Below are 16,544 nucleotides of genomic sequence, written 5' to 3'. Positions count from 1 at the left end.
CCATGTGTAGCCGCTTTCACCAATCCTTACCTCCCTTTCATGAACCCCGATGCCTCGACCTCCCTCTGTGCTTGCTGACGCTGCATCGGCGAACCTTCCACGGCCAACATTTGATTGTGAGAGGCTTCATAAATGAAGCGCCTCAACTATCGCGGCAAGCAGTAAGCAGACGCTAGCCACGACGGTAAGCCGTAATCGCATCGGAAGGTACCAGGCGGGCAAGCTTATAACCCGCGAGAGTTGCCTGTCCTGCCAGAGGTGGACAACAAAGCCGATGACCAACAGCAAGCAACCCAATGGCATTGGCAGTAACGTGGCAATCCAGGCAATAAGTGCAGGGATGACACTCCAGATGAACCGGCCGCTGCGCTGCTCGGCTTTCATGTCTTGCGCGGTCATGGCGAAGCCCCAGTGCAAGGCGCCGACGAAGCTCAGGATGACGGCTCCATAGTTAACAAGCGCAATCGCAAACAGCGGCCGATAGTCGCCAGAGAACGGGATCAGCAGCGCCAGAGAAATAAACGGCAAAAGACCGCCATAACCCAGCAGGCTGATGGGCTTTGGCAGAGAGGTTGAAGGCAACGCGTTCATGTGTATTCCTTGCAGTGAGCGACACTCAAGACTGTAGGCCCAAAAGCCCCGCTTGAGCGATACATTGATGGCAGGTGGGCCCCGCCTTATGACCCGGTCTTCAGGGTAACCCCATATCGTGATTGAGCCGAGAGCAGTGACCATTTGGGCAAATTGAACGAGATTCCGCATCGGCCCCCTGCCCGGCCTATCCAGATCAAACCCCAGCGTTGATCTTCAAGGCGTGCAATCAGTTTGCTACTTGCTGACGGAGTCATCTCATGAGCCCTGGCAGCAGAAAAACTCCTGCTTTCCGTGCTTTTGCCCGTCGTTGCGCGCCACCATCGTTGCTCTTTCACGTGCGCAATAAAGCAAATCTTATGGCCTTCAGATATCAGGGAACTGACAAGCCAGTATGAGCCACTTAAACGACGGTGATGTCTGGAACCCTTTGGTGCGTGACATTCGATGTGGTAGCGACACTCCCAGCTAACGTAATTCGAACAACGAAGGACATAATATGCTAAATAGAATTTCATCATCCAGCCCGACCAGCTATGTCAGTTCAGGCAGCTCATCGGCAGGTATCAACCCCAGTATAAATGTCAGGCCTCCAAGGGGTGGGCCCGTTGATACGCTAGTAGGCGCAGCCAGTGACAACAACCTTGTGTACATTGGTGATGAGCACGGTAAGCTTTTCATACCTAAACTAATAACCGAGTCCGCTGCAAAACTTAAAAATGCAGGCGTCGACCACCTGGCGGTAGAGTTTGTAAAGCACTCCGATGGCGCCGCGTTCAGAGAAGCATTGAGCGATGGAAAAAGCGCTGTCAAACACTTTCTGGAAGCATCATGGGGGCGACACGGAGACGCTTGGCTAGACAAGGTTTCTGAGGCGCTGTGCAGTGCTCATCGTGCAGGGATTTATGTTTCTGGAATTGATAGGAAAATGGCGATAGATCAGCCTAAAACGCCGATGCAAAAAATTTTGTACATGAAAAAGAGGCTAGCTTTGAATGTAGCTTGGGATGCGGCGGCTACAAGAGAGGCCTCCGCTGTCTGCGCGAACAAAAGTATCGTATGGGGCGGTGCCGGCCATTTCAGCAACAGCAAGACTGACGGACCAAAAGACATGCGGCCAGGCTTGGTAATCTCGTTTGATCTGACTGGAAGAGGCTCTAGCAGAATCAATGATGCTGATGAACATAGCCATATCGTGATCGCTGGCGAGGATAACTAAAGAAAACCATTACTGGTTAATTTTCCTTGGCCATTGCATTTGACGTCTTGGCGAAATTCCGAGCAAGGTCATTGCTTCCGGCCAAACCGTTTGAGGTTTCCGGCTGCGTTTTCATCGCTTCGACTGGGCTGACTGGACTTTTGGCCCAGTCAACCCTCTTACGGGCGCAACTCACTCACCCCCTCCACCGCTCCCTCGCCAACGCGCGAACTCGCTTTTTTCAAGCATATTCTTCAAAACAAAGCTGCGCCAAGGTGTTAAGTAATGTTATATAAAAATTAACTTAACATTATCTGATCGTTGGAAGATGATCTTTTCGACATCCATGACGCCCTGAAAAAAATACAGAACGGGACGGGAACCAAGATCCCCTGTATTGACACCGGGGACATTGCGCCGCGGTGGCACCATCCCAAGGCCCAGCGAAATGCGCGCCAAGTAATTAATCTCCTGCAAGCATCGGAGCGCAGGACCTCCTAAAACAAAAATAATAGGACACAATCATGCATAGATTCATTTCACGTCCCGCGATCGGGCTGTTGTTTTCTGTAGCGTTACTGGCCTCCGCCGTCAATGCCGCACCCTTACCCGCCGCAACCGACGGCGACTGGGTTGCACCGCAGTTCACCTTCCATACCGGTGAGAAACTCGCCAACCTCAAACTGCACTACATCACCCTTGGCAATCCCAAAAATCCCGCCATCCTCTTTCTGCACGGCACCTATCGGCCAGGCAGCGATATGCTGAGCAAGGATTTTGGCGGGGAGTTGTTCGGCCCTGGTCAGCCGCTGGATGCAAGCAAGTACTACATCATTTCCACCGATGGCATTGGCGTAGGCCAGTCAAGCAAACCATCGGACGGCTTGCGCACTCGGTTTCCGGCGTACAACTACGACGACATGGTTCAAGCCCAGTATCGCTTGGTCACCGAAGGCCTGGGTATCAAGCACCTGAGGCTGATCATCGGTAACTCCATGGGCGGCATGCAAACCTGGATGTGGGGCCAGAACTGGCCGCAGATGATGGATGCGCTGGTGCCCATGGCGTCTCAACCCACCGAAATGTCATCCCGCAACTGGATGATGCGCCGCTTGCTGGTCGAGTCAATCAAGCAAGACCCGGCCTGGAACAACGGCAACTACAGCGCGCAACCGCCGTCCCTACGCTTGGCCAACGCGATGTTCAGCATCGGTACCAGTGGCGGTACTCTGGCGTATCAGGCGGCTGCCCCGACCCGCGCTCAGGCCGACAAACTGGTGGATGAACGCCTCAGCGCTGCACAAACCGCCGACGCCAATGACTTTATCTACCAATGGCAATCTTCCGCCGACTTCAACGCAGCCCCCGGTCTGAAGAAAATCCAGGCACCGGTGCTGGCCATCAATTCAGCGGACGATGAGCGCATCCCACCGGAAACAGGCCTGATGCAGGCCTCGATGAAAGAACTCAAGCACGCACGGCTATTACTTATCCCCGCCAGTGCAGACACCCGTGGTCACGGCACCACGAGCATGGCGAAGTTTTATAGCAAGGAGCTCGGGCAGTTTATGCGCGAGACTGAAAAGGTGAAATAAATCCACCTCCTCGCCCCAGCTTCAGCTCAAAAGTCCGCCACCTTGCCCCAGGCGGACGTTTGAAAGCGGTCCGGATGATAAGGACGCGGATCAACAATGGGGCTCACACCGCTGACAATATCGGCAATGAGATGACCCGCGCCCGGGCCAATACCAAAGCCATGCCCGCTGAACCCGGCCGCAATCACTAACCCAGGCAGGCTGGACATTTCGCCGATACCGGGAACGCCGTCCGGTGTACTGTCCACGTAACCGGCCCAGGACGCCTTGATCGACGTACCCTGCAGTGCCGGCACCAATTCCACCGCGCGCTTGTAAGTCAGCGCAACTGCGGAGGCGTCAGCGCTTGGATCGAGAATGCGCATTCTCTCCATCGGCGTGGGCTGGTCCAGGCGCCAGCGCTTCAAGCTTTCGTGGCCAGCCTGCCAGCCTTCCAGCCCCCCAGGTGCAAGGTTGCGCCAGCGACGCTGAAACATTGGCAGGAATTGCGTAGAGAACCTCAGCAACTGCGGCGTGATATCGACTCGACCCCAGCCACTGATCGCCAGCGTGTAACTGCCATCAAAGCGGCGGGTCATGGACGCGCCGGTGGTATGCAGCGCACTGGGAATTTCCTGGCTCGGGGCGGTGACCGAAAGCACGGTCTGACGAATCGTCGCTTGCGGGAAGCGAATACCATACTGGCGGCAGAACGAAGATGCCCAAGCGCCTGCGGCAAGCACCGCGAGCCGGGTGCGGATGGTGCCTTTTTCGGTGACGACTGCCGACAAGCGACCGCCTTCGGTCTCGACGCCCCGCACGGCGCAGTCCTGATGCACGCTACTGCCCAGTGCCATGATCGCGCGCGCGACTGCGGGGGCTGCGCGGGACGGATCGGCAATGCCATCGGTGGGCGCAAACACCCCGCCTTTCCAAGGCTTGCCCGTCGCCCTGCCCCGTTCGGCGGCCTGCTCGGCGGTAAGCATCTGGGTCTGCACGTTGACGGTACGCGCAAACTCGCCCCAGCGCGCCCACCCTTCCAGCTCCTGGTCGTTGTTGCTCAGGTAGAGCAAGCCGCACCGCGTAAAGCCGGTCTGTTCACCGGATTGCTCGGCGAATTGCTCCCACAGTTCCAGGCTTTTGGTGGCCATCGGTAATTCACGCGCATCGCGATTCTGCTGACGGCACCAGCCCCAGTTACGGCTTGACTGCTCGGCGCCTATGCGGCCCTTTTCGACCAGCGCGACCTTCATGCCGCGCTTGGCAAGGTAATAGGCGGTAAACGCGCCTATGATACCGCCGCCGATCACAACCACATCGGCCTCCGCCGGCAGATCTGCAGAGGTATGCACGGGAGTTAAAGGTGCTGGCATGTTCTGGTTATCCACATGAGTTCAGAAGAGTGACCTGTTGCTAAAGCCCGACCCGTCCAGCCAGTCCTCCGATAAAGCGCAGACCACCGTGGTCTGACGAGCATCTGGCCATCAAGGGTTTATTACACCACCATAAGGCCGTCAATAAGCGCTTAAACGCGGGGCTACCTGGTAGAAACCACCGTTTAAACGGCACGCTTCGGCAGACTTTATCGAGGCGCCGAGGTGGGCTTTACAATTCGGCAACAGCGCTTTCCAAGGTGTCAAGCAGAGGGCACGCCTCTCTTCTTCGCTCTGACCCTCACATCAAAAAAACGGACCTTTTCAACACAAAGGCGTCCAACCTGGGTATCGCTACCACCGATCAGCCTCATAAGCCCTCGACCCAGGACAACTCATGACCTTCTTCATTTTCCTTCTAGCCTGCTGCGCCGCCGGAGCAACCGGCATCATCTTCAAGCCAGGAGCATGGTACGAATCTCTTAAGAAACCGAGCTTCACCCCACCTGACTGGGCGTTTCCGGTGGCGTGGACGACGATTTATCTGCTTCTCGCCTGGGCGGGCTATCGCTTGACGCTGATCCCCGGCAGCGAGATCGTGCTGGCCTTGTGGGCCGCTCAAATAGCGCTTAACACGTTGTGGACGCCGGTGTTTTTTGGCGCGAACCGTCTGGTTGCTGCGATGGTGATTCTGGTTCTGCTGTGGGTCGTGGTTGCCGCGATGATCGTGATGGCCTTGCAACTGGACATCATCACCGGGCTGATTTTGTTTCCCTACCTGGTCTGGCTCTCTGTGGCAGCGGCGTTGAACTTCTCCATTCTGCGCCACAACCGATAAGTGCCTGGCGCTGACTTCCTTATGCTTCCCCGGCGAGTTTGAGCAGAATATTGATTAACTGATTCATGTAAGCCAAGGACGGCCAGCATCGGCAGTTAATCTGTTCCGCTCAATTCACAAGGCGCTACAGCGCGTAGCGCCGACAGTGCTCAAGGTAGCCTTGCTCGTGACTGCCGACCAGTTGAACGACGCTTGACCATAGCCAGGAGGGAGCGTCCAGGGTCTCGGAGCGATTGCTTTGCAGATCTCTGATCCACGCCGCACGTGTGGCCAGATCCATCTGTCTGGCGTGGGCGTTACCAACCACTTTTGCGAGATACGCTGCGGCCTGCATGGCCTCTTGCTCGGTGAGCTCATCCAGTTCCAGCTTCATGTCCTGAGGAAGCAGCTCACGTATGAAGAACGAATGATCCAGCATTCGCACGGCAACCATTCGGCTGCCCAGGCCGGGCGAAAGATTCCGGGCGCCCTCCACTACCCGTTTGCCATTGTCTCTGGGCATGCGAGCCCTTGCCGTACGGGGGGCCGCCGCTGCGACGGCTTCCTTGACGTCGAGCAGGCAGAACTCTTCATCCTCTTCATCGCCAACACCCATCAGCACCGCATAGCGAAGCAGCCCCAGCGAGCTGCATCCTTTTACCCAATAGGCGGAGTCGAGTAAGCGCACACGGTCATCCTGCGACCTGCCTTTGAGCGATGTCACCAGCGCATGAATCTCCGGCGTTTCACAAAGCTCCTTGATTGCATCGCGTTCCGCGCGTGACAGTTGCCAGAAATGCTTACCCAACGGAATGGTCGGCTGCGTACCTTCGAAGCGCTCCTTGGCAAGGTGCTTCCACGTGCGTTGTACCGCGCTACGCATTCCGGCTTTCACTTGCGCAGGGCGATCAGGCTCTTCATCGTCGTCGCCCAAAAAAGCTTCTTCGTAGCCCTGCATCATCTCTTCCAGCATTCTTGCCGTGGTAACGCCGGGCAAGTCCGAGCCACGAGCAGCCGTCGCCAACGACAACCCCAGCCTCACCAGGTCATGGGCAGGATTACCGATGACGGCCTGATCGAGATCGCGGATATGCATGTCGATGCGCCCTCTCGAATCCCCTGTGGGCCCCAGATTGCCGGCGTGACAATCGCCACAGATCCAGACCGGCGGACCGCTGGGCAGACGCCTACCCGACTGGCTGTGAAGCCACTCATAGAACTGGGCGGTATTGCCTCGAACGAACGCGTGCGCAGACCGCGCCATTTTTAGATTGCGCAGATTGATGAGGGATTTGAGACGTGTGTTCGGGCGAGGCATTTTCATCGGAAAACCTTGAAGAGGGTTACTCCATTGACTCTTCATGTGACACGAATGTTTCAAGATATTTCATATCTGATCGCTGTTTATTTCAGCGTCCCAGCCGGATTCAAACTGTTTCAAGCGCTTTGCCCACCGCAAACTGGCAAGGTCGACCGTCAACAAGAAAAGAACAAGAGAAAGCAGTGTGTATTCCCGGTCAAAGCGGTCCAGACGATCAGACCGGAAATACACCTGCACAAACCCGTTAAAGCTTGAACTGCGCAACCATCGTGTTGAACGAAATCGCCAGCCGTGAAAGTTCCTGACTGGATGCACTCGTCTGATTAGCGCCGGCTGCAGACTGTGCGCTCAGCTCCTGAATGTTGACCAGGTTGCGATCCACTTCGCGTGCGACCTGAGCCTGTTCTTCGGACGCCGAGGCAATCACCATGTTGCGCTCGTTAATGGTGCCTACGCCGCTGGTGATTTTTTCCAGGGCGCTGCCGGCACGCTGAGCGAGTTCCTGGGTGTTGGTGGCCGTCGCCAGGCTTTTGCTCATTGCAGCGACCGCACCGTCGGCACCGGACTGCACGGTACCGATCATGCCTTCGATTTCCACCGTTGAAGCCTGGGTGCGGTGCGCCAGAGCGCGCACTTCGTCGGCTACCACAGCAAACCCTCTGCCTTGTTCACCGGCGCGTGCAGCCTCGATGGCGGCGTTCAGCGCGAGCAGGTTGGTCTGTTCCGCAATGCTGCGGATGACCTCAAGCACTTTGCTGATATCCCGGACGTGGCCAGCAAGCGTGGTCACTGACCCTGTCGACTCGGTAATCTCCCTGACCATCGTGCCGATGCCCTTGACGGTGTTATCAACCTGGCCACGACCGTTCGCGGCGTCGGTTGCCAGTGCTTTGGACTCCTCCGAGGTAGACACTGCATTGCGGGCTACCTCTTCAACAGCCGCCGTCATTTCGTTTACCGCCGTTGCAGCCTGTTGAATCTCGTCATTTTGTCGAGTAAGGCCGCGTGTGCTTTCTTCGGTGACCGCGCCAAGCTCTTCGGCTGCGGAGGCAAGCTGATCGGACGCGCTGGAAATCTCCTGAATCGTGCGTTTCAAATTGCCCTGCATCGTGCCGATCGCATTGAGCAGGTGCCCCGCTTCATCGCCTCGGGTGCTGGAAACGCTTTGGGTCAAGTCGCCCGATGCAATACGTTGTGCAACTTCGATAGCGCTTCTCAGTGGTCCTGTAATCATGCGAGTGATCAGAATACCCAACATGATCGCCACCACAAACGCGGTGACGATACCCGCCGTCAACATGAATACCGAGTTGCTTTGCAGCCTGTCAGCGGCCTCTGCACCTTCTTTGATCTGGCGCTTGTTGGAGTCGATCATGATCTGCAGGTAGCCGCGAGCCTTGTTGAACTCCCCGTCCGCCAGCGCGTTGAGGCGATTGCGCGCGTCTTCCAGTTTGCCCGCCTGCTGCAGGTCAAAGATGTTCTGGGACGCAGAGATGTAGGCTGACATCAAGACGTCGTACTGGTCGCCCGCTGCGCGTTCATCGTCTTCCAATGGGGTGGCGCGGTAGATGGCATAGACTTTCTGCGCACGCTCCAGCTCGGCATTGATACTTTGGCGCATTTTCTCCGCCGTGGCCTTGTCCTTGGCGTCGAGCAAACGGTAAAGCCCGCGGTTATGAGTGGTCAGGGCGGTCATCGTCTCGTTGGTGTTGGCCACTGAAACCAGATTATTCGAGAACGTCAGCTCAAGGGCATCGGAAAGCCGGTTGATACCGAGCATGCCCAAACCACCCACAGCCAAGGTGATCATGGCGCAAACGATGAACGCGGCCATGAGTTTTTTAGCGAAACTGGTGCGATTTATCAGGTTCATTGATTATCCATCATCGTTAAGTAAGGGGTCACTTCTGTCCGAGAGCCCTACTGCACTAGAGGCAAGTAGTTACGCGTGGTTTTGTACTTTTGTTGTAAGCGGTTCGTTGGACTACAGAAATGGCCATCCCCTCTCTGTGCCAGGGCAGAACCTGCTTCCAACAACAAACTAACCGTGCCGTAGCCTAGTAGATATCTGGCCCAAGACCGTTAGTTTTACGGGGCGCGAGAGGTGGAAAGTGCTGTTCACGACACTTTGACTTTTCGCGCTCCCTGTCTTTATCGGCATGAAGCGGATTTTATGAATAGCCACGGGGGTGTTACTGGATAAAAAGGGGGGACTGCATGAAAACGGGTACTGATGCGCTGGGTGCGCTCAGTGGAACCCAGTGAGGAAGTATGTCGGAATGCGAAGTAGTCTCTGGTGCTTATTCCGGTCAGGGAGCCAGCCCCGAGGCAGCATTTACACTGTTTACCCAGGCCTGCGAAGCCACTTTATAAGTGTCTCATGGCCATCATCTATATAAGTAAAGATAACGGGCACTACCAACAGGCTTAGTACGGTCGAGGCCAACAGTCCGCCGATAACGACCACCGCCATCGGTTGACGGAAACCGGATTCGCCGCCCCATCCCAGTGCGGTCGGCAGCATGCCCGCGCCCATTGCAATGGTGGTCATGAGAATTGGCCGGGCGCGTTTGTGGCAGGCGTCGATCAACGCTTCGTAGCGGCTTACGGTCGGCGCACGGCGAGCCATGATTGCGTACTCCACCAGCAGGATCGAGTTCTTGGTGACGATCCCCATCAGCATCAGCAGACCGATGACTGACGCCATGGAAAAACTCATCCCGCCGATCAACAGTGCCAACAGTGCGCCACCAAGCGATAGCGGGAGCGCCGACAGGATGGTCAGCGGCTGCATGAAGTCATGGAACAGCAACACCAGCACCGCGTAGATACAGAATACGCCAACGGCCATTGCCAGACTGAAGTTGCCAAACAACTCGCTCATCAACTGCAACTCACCCTGCTCCACCAGTTTTACTTGCGCTGGCAGGTTCTGCATGACCGGCGTTTGCCTGGCCTGTTCCATCACTTCGCCCAGATTGCTGCCATTGAGTTCGATGGACAGGGTGATATTGCGTAGGCGATCGATACGATCAATCTGCGCGGGGCCGCTGCCCATGCTGAGCTCTCCCAGCGACGCCAGTGCGATCTGGCCATCACGCCCCGTGACCCGTAACTGAGCGAGGCTCTGCAGGTCGGTACGTACTTGCGGCTGCATGCGCACCCGTACATTGACCTGGCGCTGGGACAGATTGATCTTGCCCAGAGACGAACTGTACTCACCATAGGTGGCCATGCGCAGGGTGTCGGCGATGTCCTGACTGCTGACACCCTGCTCTGCCGCGCGGACAACATCCGGGCGCATCTGGATTTCCGGTCGTTGCACCGCAGCACTTGAGGTGACGTTGCCGATGCCCTTTATCTGGCGCAACTGCGGTTCAAGCGCGGCGGCGGTACGCTCCAGCAAATCGCCATCATCGCTGGCAAGGACGATGTCCAGCCGTTCGCCGCTGGCGTCACCACCGACCGTCACCCGCACACCAGGTAAACTGCGCAGACTTTCACGCATGCTCGCTTCCACCTGGGATTGTTTCAGGGCGCGCTGGTCTCGCGGCAGCAGATCGACGGTCAGTATCGCGTTGCGATTACCTGCACTGCCGGCATCGCCGCTGCCCGCTGCGATGAACACGTGGGCCACTTCAGGGATCGCACGTAAACGCTTCTCAGCCTGCAAGGCAATCTCGCCGGTCTGCGCCAGACTGCTGCCGGGCGGCAATTCCAGGTTGACGGTGCTGCTGGCAATATCCTGTGCAGGCAGAAAGCTGGTCGGCAGCAAGGGTATAAGCGCCAGCGAGCCGATAAATAGAGCGCCCACAATGGCCATGGTGGTCTTGCGGTGGCTCAGGCTGGTGTGAATCCAGCCCAGGTAACGCCTCATCAAACCGCCGTCGTGTTCGCCATGCGATCGCGCCTTGAGAAAGTGCGCAGCCATCATCGGCGTCAGAAGACGGGCGACCAGTAACGAAAACATCAACGCAGCGCTGGCGGTCACTCCGAACTGGCGAAACAGTTTGCCGGAAATCCCGCCCATGAAAGCGGTCGGCAGGAATACCGCGACCAGGGTCACGGTGGTTGCCAATACCGCAAGGCCGATCTCGTCGGACGCTTCGATTGCCGCCTGCCGTGGGGTTTTGCCCATGCGCAGGTGTCGCGCAATGTTTTCGACCTCAACGATGGCATCGTCGACCAGAATGCCGATCACCAGCGCCAGCGCCAGCAGCGATACGGTATTGAGGCTAAAACCGGCAAAATACATCACGCCGAAGGTCGGGATGATCGACAAGGGCAGCGCCGTGGCCACGATAACGGTCGCCCGCCAGTCACGCAGGAACCACCAGACCACCAGCACAGCCAGTAACATCCCTTCGTAGAGCAGCGCCATGGAGCCACGATAGTTTTCCATCACCGGCTCGACGGCATTACTCGCCTCTTCAATACGCACATCAGGGTGCAGCCTGGCGAACTCACTGACTGCCTGGCGCAAATCCCTGGTCACGCCGACGTCGGAAAAGCCCAGGGAGCGGATGACCTGAAAGCCAATCACCGGTTTGCCATCGCGATACGCCAGCGTAGTACGCTCGGCATGGGTATCGCGCACGGTAGCCAACTGCTGCACAGCGAGCATCCGTCCATCGCTGACGGGAATGCGGATAGCGCCCAGCGCTGCGGGGTCGTCAATACCGCCGAGGACACGCAGCGCCTGTTGACCGCTGCCCAGATCGCCCTGCCCTCCGGAATTGTCTTTCTGCATCGCCCGCAAACGATCTGCAATGTCCGTCACACTCAGACCCAGACCGGCCATCAGCGCCGGATCAAGGTCAACCTGGACTTCGCGGTCCACACCGCCCACCCGGCTGATCTTCGCGACCCCACGCACGGTCAGCAGCTGTTTACTCAGCTCGTTGTCGACAAACCATGACAACGCTTCTTCGTCCATGCGTGGCGCATCGACCACATAGGTCAGCAACGCCGTAGTGTTGGTGGTCAGGCGGGTTACCGATGGCGTATCGAGGTTGGCTGGCAATTCAGCCGCAGCGCTGTCCACCGCATTGCGCACTTCGTTGAGGGCTTCGTTGCCATCCTTGTCGATGTCGAAGATCACATTGATGAGGACACTGCCTTCGGTAATTTGCGTGGTGACATGCTTGAGCAGGCGCAGCGAGGTCAGCTTGTCTTCGAGCTTGCGCGCGACTTCGGTTTCCAGTTGCTCCGGGGCGGCCCCTTCCAGCGAGGCACTGATGACCACAGCAGGCAGATCGGTGTCGGGAAAGTCCTGGATGCCGAGACGCTCGAATCCGAGGAAACCAAACAGGGTCAGCAATAAAAACAGCATGACCGCCGGAACCGGGTAACGAATCGACAACGCGGAGATATTCATTGCGCGCGGGCCTCGGCGTTGACCAGCGTCACGCTGGCCCCGTCATTGAGAAAGGCCCCACCGCTGCGGACGATCTGTGCCTGCTCTGCCAGGCCGCCGAGGATTTCCAGCGCCGACCCACGACGTCGTCCGATCTCTACCACTTGCTGGCTGACGCGCATGTCCTTGCCCAGTACAAACACATAGGAGCGCCCGTCGCGCAGGATCACGCTGGTGTCCGGAACCGTCAGCGCCGGGCTGGACGGCAGTTCGATGCGACCGCTGGCGTACATGCCGGAGCGGGCCATCGACCCTGTCGGCAGGGATACGTAGACCAGCGCCCTGCTGGTCTTGCCGTCAAGCACTGGCGAGACCAGCCGCACGTGCCCTTCGACCTCATTACCGCCGGGCAGCTTCACACGGGCGAGCTGCCCGGCCTTGACGCCTGGCAGTTGCTGGGCATCCAGTTCCGCCTGCCACTCGATGCGGCCCTCCCGGATCATTCTGAACATTTCGCTGCCCGCCGACACCACATCGCCAAGCAAGGCCTTGCGCCCGGAAATGATTCCGTCATCCACCGCGACGATGCGCGTCTGCGTGAGTTTGATCCGGATGCTGCGCAGATCGGCATTCGCCGAGGCCAGGTCAGCTTCGGCGGTCTGCACCTTGACCCGGTACTCTTCCAGTTTCTGCTCGGACAGGGCGCCGCTCTGCCCTACCGAGGCCGCCCGTCTGGCATTGGAGCGGGCTTCCTGCAGTTGCGCAGAGGCCTGGGCGGCCGCCGACTTCTGCTTGTTTTCCTCGGCCAGCACGCTGTCATCGGCCAGGGTCGCCAAAACCTGGCCCTTCTTCACCTGATCGCCGATATCAGCTTTCAGGCTGGCGATACGCAAGCTTCCGGTCTCGGCACTGATCACGGCTTCCTGCCACGGTGCGAGCGCACCGCTGGCCACCCGCTCCTGCGGCCAGTCTTCGCGACGCGGTTGCACCGCCTCGACCGTCAGGCTGGTGGCCGGCGCGGCTGCGGCTGCCGGGGGCGGCTCTGCGCGGCCAGACAATAGCCAGCCCGAAACGCCCAGCACTGCCAGCGTCAGCAGCCCATACACGCGTATCTTCCTCATGCGCCGCCCCGCTTCGGTGTTTCACCGGCCAAACCTTCGCGACTGTCCTGCCATCCACCGCCCAGGGCCTTGTACAGGGCAATCCAGTAGCGCACCTGATTTTGTTGCACGTTGATCAGTTCGATTTCAGCCGACAGCGCCGAGCGGCGAGCCTCTTCGCGGTCCAGCAGGCTGGCATTACCGGCCTGCCAGTTGCGGTCTGTGGCCTCGAACGACGCTTGATAACCGTCGCTGGCCCGCTGCGTGCTGGCTTGCGAGCGCCGCGCCGCGTCCAGGCGCACCAGCGCCTGCTCGACCTCCATTACCGCTGTGCGCAGGGTTTGCCGGTAGGTCGCCAGCGCCGTGTCATAATCCGCCCGCGCAGAATCTGCCGCCGCCCGGCGCTTGCCTGCATCGAACAGCGGAACAGTCAGTTGCGGGCCGAGGCTCCAATCGCGGCTGAATACTCCGGTGGTGGTCCCCACTTCGAACGAGCCAACCAGGCTCAGGCTCGGCAGACGATCAGCCTGGGCAGCGCCAATCTTCGCATTCGCTGCGGCCAGTTCGCGTTCGCTGGACGCCAGGTCCGGGCGCTGGCGCACCAGATCGGCGGGTATTTCCCGTACATCCAGCAACGCAGGCTGCGGCAGTCGCGCGGGGTTATGGCTGAGCACTTCTCGTACCTGTTCCTCGTCGCTGCCAGTCAGCTCCACCAGGCTCTTGAGCAGCACGTCGCACTCGCTCTGTTGTTTGATGAGAGTCGCAGTGCTCGCCGCCGCACTGGCGTCGCTCAACGATGAATCGGCGGCGGCGGTAAACCCGGCCTGAAACGATACGCGAGTCAGACGTGCTGTCTGCTCCTGGGATTGCGCCTGATCACGGTAAGCGTTCACCAGCATCTGGCAGCCGCGGTACTGCACGAAGTCATCACCGACCTCGGCGGCCAGTGATACGCGAGCGTCATGCCAATCATTGACACGTGCTTCGAGCAGATTGCGTGAAGCCTCGTCGGTGCGTCGCAGTTTGCCGAACAGGTCCAGTTCCCAGGACGCATCGAGGGTTGCGCCGGAGGTCTTGCCGCTCTGGCGCACCCCGCTCTGCCTGATGCCGGCGCGTGACTTGCTCACACCGCCGCTCACTTGCGGCAGCCGGTCGGCAACGCTGTCGTCCACCGTCGCACGTGCCTGGGCAATGCGCGCAAGAGCCTTGTCGAGTGACGGGCTGTCTGCCTGTGCCAGACGCAACAGGGTTGCCAGCGCAGGGTCATTGAACTGTTGCCACCAATCCTGCAGCCCGACCATCGACGCGTCATGCGGCAGTGGCGCATGCCACTTGCTGGCAACCGCCACCGCAGGCAAGTGGTAGTCCGGTCCTAGCGTGCAGCCGCTCAGCAGCGACACCAGAAACGTCGACAACAGGAAGTGGCCAGCAGGTTTGCCAATCGACATAAAGCTCTCGAAGGTTCCGGAACAGTGGTTGTCTGGAGATAAGGCAACGGCGCAGGGATCCGGGCGATCAGGAGCGTTGTCGCGAGATTTCCTACAGCGCCACAAATCCCTTTCGTAGCATGCATTTAACGCCTGAGGCCGCGAGATGTCTGTCGTGGAATACGGGGACAGTCCGGCGGCGATAAGTTGGCGATCCCCCTGAGGTTCTTACAGAATCGCGCTCTGCTCGAAGCGAGTAGCAATGAATCCGTACCTGTGCCAACAAGGGATCGACTATGGAAGAGTTAAGCAATCTCAAGAAACTGGAGTCGAATGCGCGCACCTATGCAGCGACCTTCCAGCAACTGTTTGTCAGCGGCAAAGGCATGCGAGTCAAGGACGCCAATGGCCGGGAGTACCTCGACTGCCTGTCGAACGCTGGCACGCTGGCACTGGGTCATAACCCACCGGTGGTCCGCGAGGCGGTGATCGAATTTCTCAACAGTGATCATCTGCAGCAGGCCCTTGACCTGGCCACACCGGCCAAGCACGCCTTCGTCGAAGAACTGTTTGCGACGTTGCCCGCCAGCATGCGTGACAACAGCAAAATCCTGTTCTGCGGCCCCAGTGGCTCAGATGCGGTCGAAGCCGCAATCAAACTGGCTCGCCATTACACCCAGCGCTCGCCGCTGATGTCCTTCCACGGTGGTTACCATGGCATGACCGCTGGCGCATTGTCGGCCATGGGCAACCTCAACCCCAAAGCCGGCCTGCTGGCCCAGGGCACCCACTTCCTGCCCTTCCCCTATCGCTTCCGCTGCCCGTTCGGCACCGATGGCGAACATACCGACCGCCTCTCCATCGAGTACATCCGCACGGTACTCAGTGATCCGGAAAGCGGTGTGCCCAAACCGGCGGCGGTGGTGGTCGAAGTGATTCAGGGCGAAGGCGGCTGTATCGCGGCATCGGCCGAGTGGCTGCGCGCCGTGCGGGAGATCACCCGCGAGTTCGGCATCTTGCTGATTATTGATGAAGTGCAGACCGGACTCGGACGTACCGGCAACCTGTTTGCCATCGAACATTCCGGGATAACGCCGGATATTCTGGTGCTGTCCAAGGCCATCGGTGGTGGCTACCCAATATCAGTGATCGTCTATGCCGAGCACCTGGATACATGGGGCCCAGGCATGCACGCAGGTACATTCCGTGGCAATCAGATGGCGATGGTGGCCGGAGCTGCGACCATGCGTCATATCAAGGAGCACGACCTGGCAGGCAATGCCTCGCGCCGGGGGGAGCAGTTGCAAAGCGGGCTGGAAGATATCGCTCGACAGTTCCCGTTTATCGGCGATGTTCGTGGCCGTGGGCTGATGCTTGGCGTGGAGATCGTCAAACCGGCCAGCGGATCGCGTCCTGGGGCTGGCGATGGCGCACGTGCGCGAGCGATCAAGCTGGAGTGCTTCGACAACGGCATGATCATCGAAACGGGTGGACGCAACAGCGCAGTCCTGCGCTTCCTGCCACCTTTGAACATTACCGAGTCGGAAGTAGGTACAGTTCTCGACCGCTTCGAACAGGCCCTCAGGAGCAGCAGCGCCGCACGGGTTTCCAGCGTCAGTGCGGTAGGCTGAAGCCTCGCAAAAGCTTGCTCGGGAGGCTGACGCAGACGACAGACATTCGTTGCCTGCACCAGCCTCTTGCGAGCAGGATCCCTGCCCTTAAGCTTCCTGCGCCGACCTCATACGCCGATCTTTCTGACTCCGCCCGCAGGCACTTTTCAATGCGCG

11 protein-coding genes are annotated in these 16,544 nt (G+C 58.7%); 4 read left to right on the top strand and 7 right to left on the bottom strand.

All coding sequences use genetic code 11. The annotated features are described in order from the left end of the window. Window positions 1–126 precede the first annotated feature (126 nt). Window positions 127–591: a DUF3429 domain-containing protein gene (locus tag LCH65_RS17250; protein ID WP_226439666.1), complete on the bottom strand. Its 465-nt coding sequence runs from the start codon at window positions 589–591 to the stop codon at window positions 127–129. A 499-nt stretch (window positions 592–1,090) separates the two neighbouring features. Here LCH65_RS17250 and LCH65_RS17245 point away from each other — a divergent pair, with 499 nt between their 5' ends. After that, window positions 1,091–1,810 (top strand): hypothetical protein, encoded by a 720-nt coding sequence (locus LCH65_RS17245; protein WP_004417680.1) that lies wholly within the window; start codon window positions 1,091–1,093, stop codon window positions 1,808–1,810. A gap of 503 nt (window positions 1,811–2,313) precedes the next feature. Next, on the top strand, window positions 2,314–3,384 hold the full coding sequence (locus LCH65_RS17240; protein WP_122266777.1) for an alpha/beta fold hydrolase: 1,071 nt from the start codon (window positions 2,314–2,316) through the stop codon (window positions 3,382–3,384). A 26-nt stretch (window positions 3,385–3,410) separates the two neighbouring features. Here LCH65_RS17240 and LCH65_RS17235 read toward each other — a convergent pair whose 3' ends face one another. Beyond that, window positions 3,411–4,736, bottom strand: coding sequence for an FAD-binding oxidoreductase (locus LCH65_RS17235; protein ID WP_226439665.1), 1,326 nt, complete (start codon window positions 4,734–4,736; stop codon window positions 3,411–3,413). Window positions 4,737–5,133: 397 nt separating this feature from the next. Between LCH65_RS17235 and LCH65_RS17230 the strand changes: the two genes are divergently transcribed. Further along, the gene (locus LCH65_RS17230) at window positions 5,134–5,574 is read left to right on the top strand and encodes a TspO/MBR family protein (protein ID WP_003371008.1); all 441 of its coding nucleotides are present in this window, start codon (window positions 5,134–5,136) and stop codon (window positions 5,572–5,574) included. A gap of 124 nt (window positions 5,575–5,698) precedes the next feature. Here LCH65_RS17230 and LCH65_RS17225 read toward each other — a convergent pair whose 3' ends face one another. The 5 genes from LCH65_RS17225 to LCH65_RS17205 all read right to left on the bottom strand — a co-directional run bounded on the left by LCH65_RS17225 (window position 5,699) and on the right by LCH65_RS17205 (window position 14,778). After that, window positions 5,699–6,877: a DUF2252 domain-containing protein gene (locus tag LCH65_RS17225; protein WP_226439664.1), complete on the bottom strand. Its 1,179-nt coding sequence runs from the start codon at window positions 6,875–6,877 to the stop codon at window positions 5,699–5,701. 241 nt (window positions 6,878–7,118) lie between these two features. Beyond that, entirely contained in the window at window positions 7,119–8,747 is a 1,629-nt protein-coding gene (locus tag LCH65_RS17220) for a methyl-accepting chemotaxis protein (protein WP_072365813.1), read from the bottom strand. A 471-nt stretch (window positions 8,748–9,218) separates the two neighbouring features. Beyond that, window positions 9,219–12,251: an efflux RND transporter permease subunit gene (locus LCH65_RS17215; protein ID WP_226439663.1), complete on the bottom strand. Its 3,033-nt coding sequence runs from the start codon at window positions 12,249–12,251 to the stop codon at window positions 9,219–9,221. Then, window positions 12,248–13,351, bottom strand: coding sequence for an efflux RND transporter periplasmic adaptor subunit (locus LCH65_RS17210; protein WP_032609571.1), 1,104 nt, complete (start codon window positions 13,349–13,351; stop codon window positions 12,248–12,250). The genes LCH65_RS17215 and LCH65_RS17210 overlap by 4 nt, the downstream gene beginning before the upstream one ends. Then, on the bottom strand, window positions 13,348–14,778 hold the full coding sequence (locus LCH65_RS17205; protein WP_003371023.1) for an efflux transporter outer membrane subunit: 1,431 nt from the start codon (window positions 14,776–14,778) through the stop codon (window positions 13,348–13,350). Before LCH65_RS17205 ends, LCH65_RS17210 begins: the two co-directional genes overlap by 4 nt. A 275-nt stretch (window positions 14,779–15,053) precedes the next feature. Here LCH65_RS17205 and LCH65_RS17200 point away from each other — a divergent pair, with 275 nt between their 5' ends. After that, window positions 15,054–16,388: a diaminobutyrate--2-oxoglutarate transaminase family protein gene (locus LCH65_RS17200; RefSeq protein ID WP_122266779.1), complete on the top strand. Its 1,335-nt coding sequence runs from the start codon at window positions 15,054–15,056 to the stop codon at window positions 16,386–16,388. The last annotated feature ends 156 nt before the right edge of the window (window positions 16,389–16,544 follow it).

The sequence above is a fragment of the Pseudomonas sp. MWU16-30316 genome (assembly GCF_020515645.1).
Lineage (GTDB): Bacteria > Pseudomonadota > Gammaproteobacteria > Pseudomonadales > Pseudomonadaceae > Aquipseudomonas > Aquipseudomonas cerasi.
The sequence above is the reverse complement of the archived record's forward strand: the minus strand, read 5'-3'. Positions and strand labels throughout refer to the sequence as shown.

Coding starts and splice junctions, on each gene's coding strand:
- LCH65_RS17220 (WP_072365813.1), bottom strand. CDS start 8,747: ATGAACCTGATAAATCGCACCAGTTTCGCTAAAAAACTCATGGCCGCG.
- LCH65_RS17215 (WP_226439663.1), bottom strand. CDS start 12,251: ATGAATATCTCCGCGTTGTCGATTCGTTACCCGGTTCCGGCGGTCATG.
- LCH65_RS17225 (WP_226439664.1), bottom strand. CDS start 6,877: ATGAAAATGCCTCGCCCGAACACACGTCTCAAATCCCTCATCAATCTG.
- LCH65_RS17235 (WP_226439665.1), bottom strand. CDS start 4,736: ATGCCAGCACCTTTAACTCCCGTGCATACCTCTGCAGATCTGCCGGCG.
- LCH65_RS17210 (WP_032609571.1), bottom strand. CDS start 13,351: ATGAGGAAGATACGCGTGTATGGGCTGCTGACGCTGGCAGTGCTGGGC.
- LCH65_RS17230 (WP_003371008.1), top strand. CDS start 5,134: ATGACCTTCTTCATTTTCCTTCTAGCCTGCTGCGCCGCCGGAGCAACC.
- LCH65_RS17245 (WP_004417680.1), top strand. CDS start 1,091: ATGCTAAATAGAATTTCATCATCCAGCCCGACCAGCTATGTCAGTTCA.
- LCH65_RS17200 (WP_122266779.1), top strand. CDS start 15,054: ATGGAAGAGTTAAGCAATCTCAAGAAACTGGAGTCGAATGCGCGCACC.
- LCH65_RS17205 (WP_003371023.1), bottom strand. CDS start 14,778: ATGTCGATTGGCAAACCTGCTGGCCACTTCCTGTTGTCGACGTTTCTG.
- LCH65_RS17240 (WP_122266777.1), top strand. CDS start 2,314: ATGCATAGATTCATTTCACGTCCCGCGATCGGGCTGTTGTTTTCTGTA.
- LCH65_RS17250 (WP_226439666.1), bottom strand. CDS start 591: ATGAACGCGTTGCCTTCAACCTCTCTGCCAAAGCCCATCAGCCTGCTG.